Annotated in this window: 5 protein-coding genes and 2 pseudogenes; 5 read left to right on the top strand and 2 right to left on the bottom strand. The window is 68.4% G+C overall.

Annotated features, from left to right (window positions below):
- Positions 1 to 91: 91 nt before the first annotated feature.
- The 5 genes and pseudogenes from BM385_RS26295 to BM385_RS26275 all read left to right on the top strand — a co-directional run.
- Positions 92 to 655 (top strand): annotated as a pseudogene (locus tag BM385_RS26295) (MFS transporter); the annotation flags it as partial.
- Between the two features lie 231 nt (positions 656 to 886).
- Complete coding sequence (locus tag BM385_RS26290; RefSeq protein ID WP_093844603.1) at positions 887 to 1,660, top strand: SDR family NAD(P)-dependent oxidoreductase; 774 nt, start codon at positions 887 to 889, stop codon at positions 1,658 to 1,660.
- Between the two features lie 125 nt (positions 1,661 to 1,785).
- On the top strand, positions 1,786 to 2,145 hold the full coding sequence (locus tag BM385_RS26285; RefSeq protein WP_019432546.1) for a DUF2089 domain-containing protein: 360 nt from the start codon (positions 1,786 to 1,788) through the stop codon (positions 2,143 to 2,145).
- The gene (locus BM385_RS26280) at positions 2,145 to 2,402 is read left to right on the top strand and encodes a hypothetical protein (protein WP_093844602.1); all 258 of its coding nucleotides are present in this window, start codon (positions 2,145 to 2,147) and stop codon (positions 2,400 to 2,402) included. The genes BM385_RS26285 and BM385_RS26280 overlap by 1 nt, the downstream gene beginning before the upstream one ends.
- A 20-nt stretch (positions 2,403 to 2,422) precedes the next feature.
- Positions 2,423 to 2,854 (top strand): SHOCT-like domain-containing protein, encoded by a 432-nt coding sequence (locus BM385_RS26275; RefSeq protein WP_093844601.1) that lies wholly within the window; start codon positions 2,423 to 2,425, stop codon positions 2,852 to 2,854.
- A gap of 182 nt (positions 2,855 to 3,036) precedes the next feature.
- Here BM385_RS26275 and istB read toward each other — a convergent pair.
- Together istB and istA are read right to left on the bottom strand one after the other, a co-directional pair.
- Positions 3,037 to 3,749: pseudogene (istB, locus tag BM385_RS26270) on the bottom strand (IS21-like element helper ATPase IstB).
- Positions 3,746 to 5,185 carry an IS21 family transposase gene (gene istA / locus BM385_RS26265; protein ID WP_107407843.1) on the bottom strand — a complete coding sequence of 480 codons (1,440 nt, stop codon included), beginning with the start codon at positions 5,183 to 5,185 and terminating at the stop codon, positions 3,746 to 3,748. The pseudogene istB and the gene istA overlap by 4 nt, the downstream one beginning before the upstream one ends.
- Positions 5,186 to 5,289: the final 104 nt, after the last annotated feature.

Genomic DNA, 5,289 nt, shown 5'->3' with positions numbered 1-5,289 from the left:
ACATTCCCTCTCCACGGCCCTCTCGGCACCCTCAGACACCGGTCCAGGCTAGGGCGCAAATCTACCCAGAACCGAGGATCGGAAACAGCTACTGACGTCGCTGCCGCTGGCCTGGCAGATCACGCTGTTCATGGGGGGACAGTCCCTGGTCGCCTATGTGGTGATCTCCTGGCTGCCGACGATCCTGACCGATCAGGGCATGGACAAGGGCGAGGCCGGACTGGTCTTCGCGTTCAGCACCCTGGTGCAGATGGCGGGCTCCCTGCTGGTGCCGGTACTGGCGGGGCGCATGCGCAGCCAGCGCGCGCTGGGCGTGGTGACGGCCGGGCTGATGGCCGCCGGCGCGGCCGGGCTGCTGATCGACCCGGTGGGCGGTGCCTGGTTGTGGGCGGTTCTGCTGGGCGTGGGTCAGGGCGGCACGCTGGGGCTGGCGCTGACGCTGATGGTGCTGCGGACCCGGACCGCCCACACCGCCGCGCGGCTCTCGGGGATGGCGCAGACCTGGGGCTATCTGCTGGCGGCGCTGGGGCCCTTCACGCTGGGTGCGCTGCGGCAGGCGACCGGTGGCTGGACGGTGCCGGTGGCGGCGCTGCTGGCGGTGTGCTGCGGTCTGATGCTGCTGGCGCTGGGGGCCGGGCGGGACCGGAAGATCTGACCGTGTCCGGTGCGGGGCCGGCGCCCCGGCGGCCGGGCGGGGCACCGGTCACCGGGCGCGGGGGTCCGGGAGGTGGGAGCGGCGGCAGCGGTGGGGGGTTGGCCGGGCGGGGTGTGGTGTCCGCGCCGGGCGGGAGCGGAGCCGGATACCTGCTGTGATGTCCTGCTGTCGCCGTTCGTCACGGCAGGTACCGCGCGGCGCGGCGCCTCACCGACCCGGAAGGACCCGAACATGCCGGACCTCAACAGCCGCGGAGCCCTCGTCACGGGTGCCTCGCGCGGCATCGGACGGGCCACCGCCGTCGCCCTGGCCGCCGCCGGGCATCGCGTCGCCGTCCACTACGGGCGGCACCGCGAGGACGCGGACCGGACGCTCGCCCTGCTCGCCGGGGAGGGGCACACGGTGGTGGGCGGTGATCTCTGCGACCCGTCCGTCGCGCGCGGCGTCGTCGAGGAGGCGGCGGGGGCGCTGGGTGGCCTGGAGGTGCTGGTGAACAACGCGGCGGTGGCCCCGCGGCCGGAGAACCGGCACCGGATCGGCGAGGCGGACTGGGAGGGGTGGGTCGGCGCCTGGGACGCGATGATCGGCGTCAACCTCCTGGGCGCGGTCCACGTCACCTGGGCGTTCGCCGACCAGCTGATCGGCCGCGGGGCGCCGGGCAGCATCGTCAACGTGGGGTCGCGCGGCGCCTTTCGCGGCGAGCCGGACCATCCGGCGTACGGGGCGAGCAAGGCCGCGCTGCACGCCTTCGGGCAGTCCGTCGCCGTCGCCCTGGCTCCGCACCGGATCGCCGTCACGTCGGTGGCGCCCGGTTTCGTCGCGACCGAACGGCAGGAGGCCAAGCTGGCCGGTCCCGAGGGGGACGCGCTGCGGGCGCAGAGTCCGTTCGGCAGGGTGGCGTCGGCGGAGGAGATCGCCGACGCGATCGTGTATCTGGCGTCGCCGGGGGCGGCGTGGTCCTCGGGGGCCGTCCTGGATCTGAACGGGGCCTCCTACCTGCGGTGATCATGCCCAGCGGCTCTCCTGTGGGCACACGTGAATCAATAATCTTGAGTTCTTGGTCTCGACTGCTCAAGAATCTCAAGGTAGAACTTTCTCAGGTGAAGGTACCGAGAGCACGGAGGCCGCGGGTGGACTGGCAGGAGCTGACGGATCTGACGCGGGGGCAGCCGTTCGTGATCGAACGGGTCCGCCTCCCCAGCGGTGTCGCGATCGAAGGGCGGTTCGAGCCGCCGCAGCTGGCTCAGCTCGGCATCGACGACCAGGTGTTCGTGGCCGCGTTCGTCCGGGCGCACGGCTCGATCAAGGAGATGGAGCGGATCTTCGGGGTGAGCTATCCGACGGTCAAGTCCCGGCTGAAGCGGATCGCCTCCCATTTGGAGTTCGTGGACACCGACCCGGAGCCGAGCGGGTCCGATGTGGTGGAGCGGCTGCGGCGGGGGGAGATCAGCGCCGAGGAGGCGCTGGCGGAGCTGGAGAGACCGCGGTGATGCCGCAGCTGGTGACGGTGCGCCGGCGCCGTCCCGACGGCCGGCCGCGGCGGCTGTTCGTCCCCGTGCTGCCGATGATGGTCCTGTTGTCGCCATTGCTGCTGCTCGTCGTCCTGGGCGGGCTGATCGCCTGTCTCGTCGCCCGGGTGCGTCCGCTGGGGGCGCTCGCCGGGGTCGCGCGGCTGGTGTGGGCGCTGCCCGGTACCCGGTTCGAGCTGGTGCAGGGCCGCACGGACGTACGGATCGAGGTCAGATGAGCCCGAGGAGTGAGACAGTGATGAACGAACAGCGTCGGCAGATCCTGGAGATGCTGGCCGAGGGCAGGATCACCGCGGCGGAGGCGGAGCGGCTGATCATCGCCCTGGAGCGGCAGCAGCCCGGGACGCCGCCGGGTGCGGAGCCGCGCCCGCGCCCCCGGCCCAAGTACCTGCGCGTGCTGGTGGACGCGCCGGACGGAGCCGGTGAGGACGGGGGCAGCCGGGCCAACATGCGGATCCCGCTGCAGTTGCTGCGCGCCGGTGTGCGGCTCACCAGCCTCATTCCGCCGCAGGCGGTCACCAAGGTCAACGCGGAGCTGAGCAGGTCGGGGGTGGAGTTCGACCTCGCCGACCTGAAGCCGCAGCATCTGGAGGAGCTGATCGACCATCTCGACGATGTCGTCATAGACATCGACGACCCGGAGGCCAAGGTGCAGGTCTTCTGCGAATGACGGCGGGCGGCCGGGCGGCGGGCGGCCTCGGGGCGTACCGTCGCCGCGTACCGTTCACCTCCCCCGGGCCGGTCCGGGGGCGTCCGGCAGCCGCAGGCGTTTGAGGGCGAGGGCGTTGACCGCGACGATGTCCGCGTACTGATCTGAGTGCTCCACTAGGTACGGAGGTTTGTGCACCAGGCTCAGGCCGGGTCGTCTTGGTCTCGTGTGATGGCGGCGAGCCGGTTCTTGAGCCGGTAGCTGGGGCCGTTGATGGAGACGACATCGCAGTGGTGGAGGAGGCGGTCGAGGATCGCGGTTGCGAGAACCTCGTCACCGAAGAACTGCCCCCATTCGCTGAAAGTCTTGTTCGAGGTGAGGATGATCGAGCCCTTTTCGTAGCGTTTTGAGATCACCTGGAAGACCAGGTTGGCCTCGTCGCGGGCCAGAGGCTGGTAGCCGACTTCATCCAGCACGAGAACGGCCGGGCGGAGATACGTGCCGAGTTTGCTGGTGAGGCGGCCGGCGGCCTCGGCGGTGGTCAGGTTCCGGACCATGTCGTCGAGGCTGGTGAAGTAGATCGAGTATCCGGCCCGGCAGGCCGCGACCGCGAGAGCGACGGCAATGTGGGTCTTGCCGACTCCGGGCGGCCCCAGCAGTGCGGCGTTGGCCTTTTCCTCGACGAATGACAGGGTGGCGTCTTGTGATGCGGGAGTTTCGAGGTTCGCAGCCCCTGCCGGAAGCGCCGGTCTTCGCGGACGGCCAACTCTTCGGAGAGCACCAGATCGATGAAATCGAGGTATCCCATCTTGGCCTCATCAGCCCGCTGTGTGTACTGGTTGAGAGTTTCAGCCAGGTTCGGCAGGCCCAGCTTGGCAGCCGTGGTGCGGATTCGGGTGGAGACCAGCTCGCTCAAGAGGATTCCTTCGTGCTCGGGTGAGTGGTGAATGGCCGGGTGCCGGTCAGTTCGTCATAGACCGACAGGGGACGGCGGCCAACTTCGATTCGGGCGGCGGCAGCGCGGTTCAGCAATGCCATCAGCGATTCCGCCTCGGCGTCCCGGAATTTGTGAGTGCGGGAAGCTGGCCCTTCTCCGCCTGCTGTGACCGTTCGGCCGGATCCGGTGGGCAGACCGTCCCAGTGGCTCTCGTCCACGACCCGGGCTCCTCGGCCGCCTGCTCTCGGGTGCACGGCCAGCAACGTCTGTCCGTCCGGGCCAGGTGTGGTGGCATGCAGGGTGACCTGCGACCTGGTGGCTCTGACTTCGACCAGCTGGCGCGGACGGACCTTGCGCGCCGGAACTGAATACAGGTTCGCCTCGAACGCGACCAGGCAGTCCTTGCCGACATACCGGAGATGCCGCTGGGCGACGACATACGGGATCTGCGGCAGAGGCCGCAAAGCCGTATGGTCGCGGACCGCCCGGACACCGATGACTTCCCCATGAGTGCCGTGCACCTTCGCCCGCCGAAGCGGGACCCACGCGGTGAACGCCGAATTCATCTCCTCTACGGACGCGAAGGCCCGGCCGGCCAGGACGTGATCACGGACAATAGCGACCTGGCGTTCCACTCGCCCTTTTCCGGTCGGCCTGTAAGCGGCCAGCACGTCGGGGTCGAAATCGTAGTGACCAGCGAACGCGACCGCCTCCGGATGCAGCGGAACGGCCTCTCCTGGGGCGACATGCCGACGGACCACCGTCTTGGTCCGGTCGTAGACGATCGCCATCGGCACTCCGCCGAAGTGCGCGAACGCCTGGCGATGACACTCGAAGAACGTCGCCAGATCCTGACTGGTAGTGAAACAACAGAACGGGTCACGCGAATACGACAACGTCATGTGAAACGAATAGACCTTCGGAATCCCAACATGAGCGAGAATCCGGCCTTCATCTCCCCAGTCCACCTGGGCCTGAGCCCCGGGAACGACTTCGAACCTGCGATGCAGCCCTGCCAGCTCTCCCGGGGTGATCCCCAATTCCTCGGCGACCCGAGGTCTGGCCTCCTGCAAATAGAGTTTGACACGCTGATAGTTCCCGGTGAACCCGTACTCCGCCACCAGCCGCTCGTGAATCACCGCCGCTTTAAGGAGAATCTCTGCCCGCAGCATCACGTCAATCAGCGGAGCGAACTCGTCCACTATGCGTTGACGCCGGCGACCATTCGCGGCACGCTTCGGCGGCGCCACGGGCGCCTGAGAGTTCAGATACTTGGTCACCGTTCGCCTGTTCAGCCCGGTCTCCCTAGCGACCTGCCGCAAACTCATGGCACCCGACTCATACAGGCCGCGAAAGCGCCGCACCTCCAGCCAGCGATTCGGATCCAAGACCACTTCCTGCCGCCCTTCGTCCATCCAGAACAGACGACAGAAGACTCACCCCTCCTACCCCTCCACCGCATCAACAATGGTGCAGCTTCATCCGTACGTGGTGGTGCACGATCACTTGTACGCGGACA

The sequence above is a fragment of the Streptomyces harbinensis genome (assembly GCF_900116145.1).
GTDB lineage: Bacteria > Actinomycetota > Actinomycetes > Streptomycetales > Streptomycetaceae > Streptomyces > Streptomyces carpaticus.
The sequence above is the reverse complement of the archived record's forward strand: the minus strand, read 5'-3'. Positions and strand labels throughout refer to the sequence as shown.

Bases quoted from the DNA above. Each gene is read 5' to 3' on its own strand.
- BM385_RS26290 (WP_093844603.1), top strand. From the start codon at position 887: ATGCCGGACCTCAACAGCCGCGGAGCCCTCGTCACGGGTGCCTCGCGC.
- BM385_RS26275 (WP_093844601.1), top strand. From the start codon at position 2,423: ATGAACGAACAGCGTCGGCAGATCCTGGAGATGCTGGCCGAGGGCAGG.
- BM385_RS26280 (WP_093844602.1), top strand. From the start codon at position 2,145: ATGCCGCAGCTGGTGACGGTGCGCCGGCGCCGTCCCGACGGCCGGCCG.
- istA (WP_107407843.1), bottom strand. From the start codon at position 5,185: ATGGACGAAGGGCGGCAGGAAGTGGTCTTGGATCCGAATCGCTGGCTG.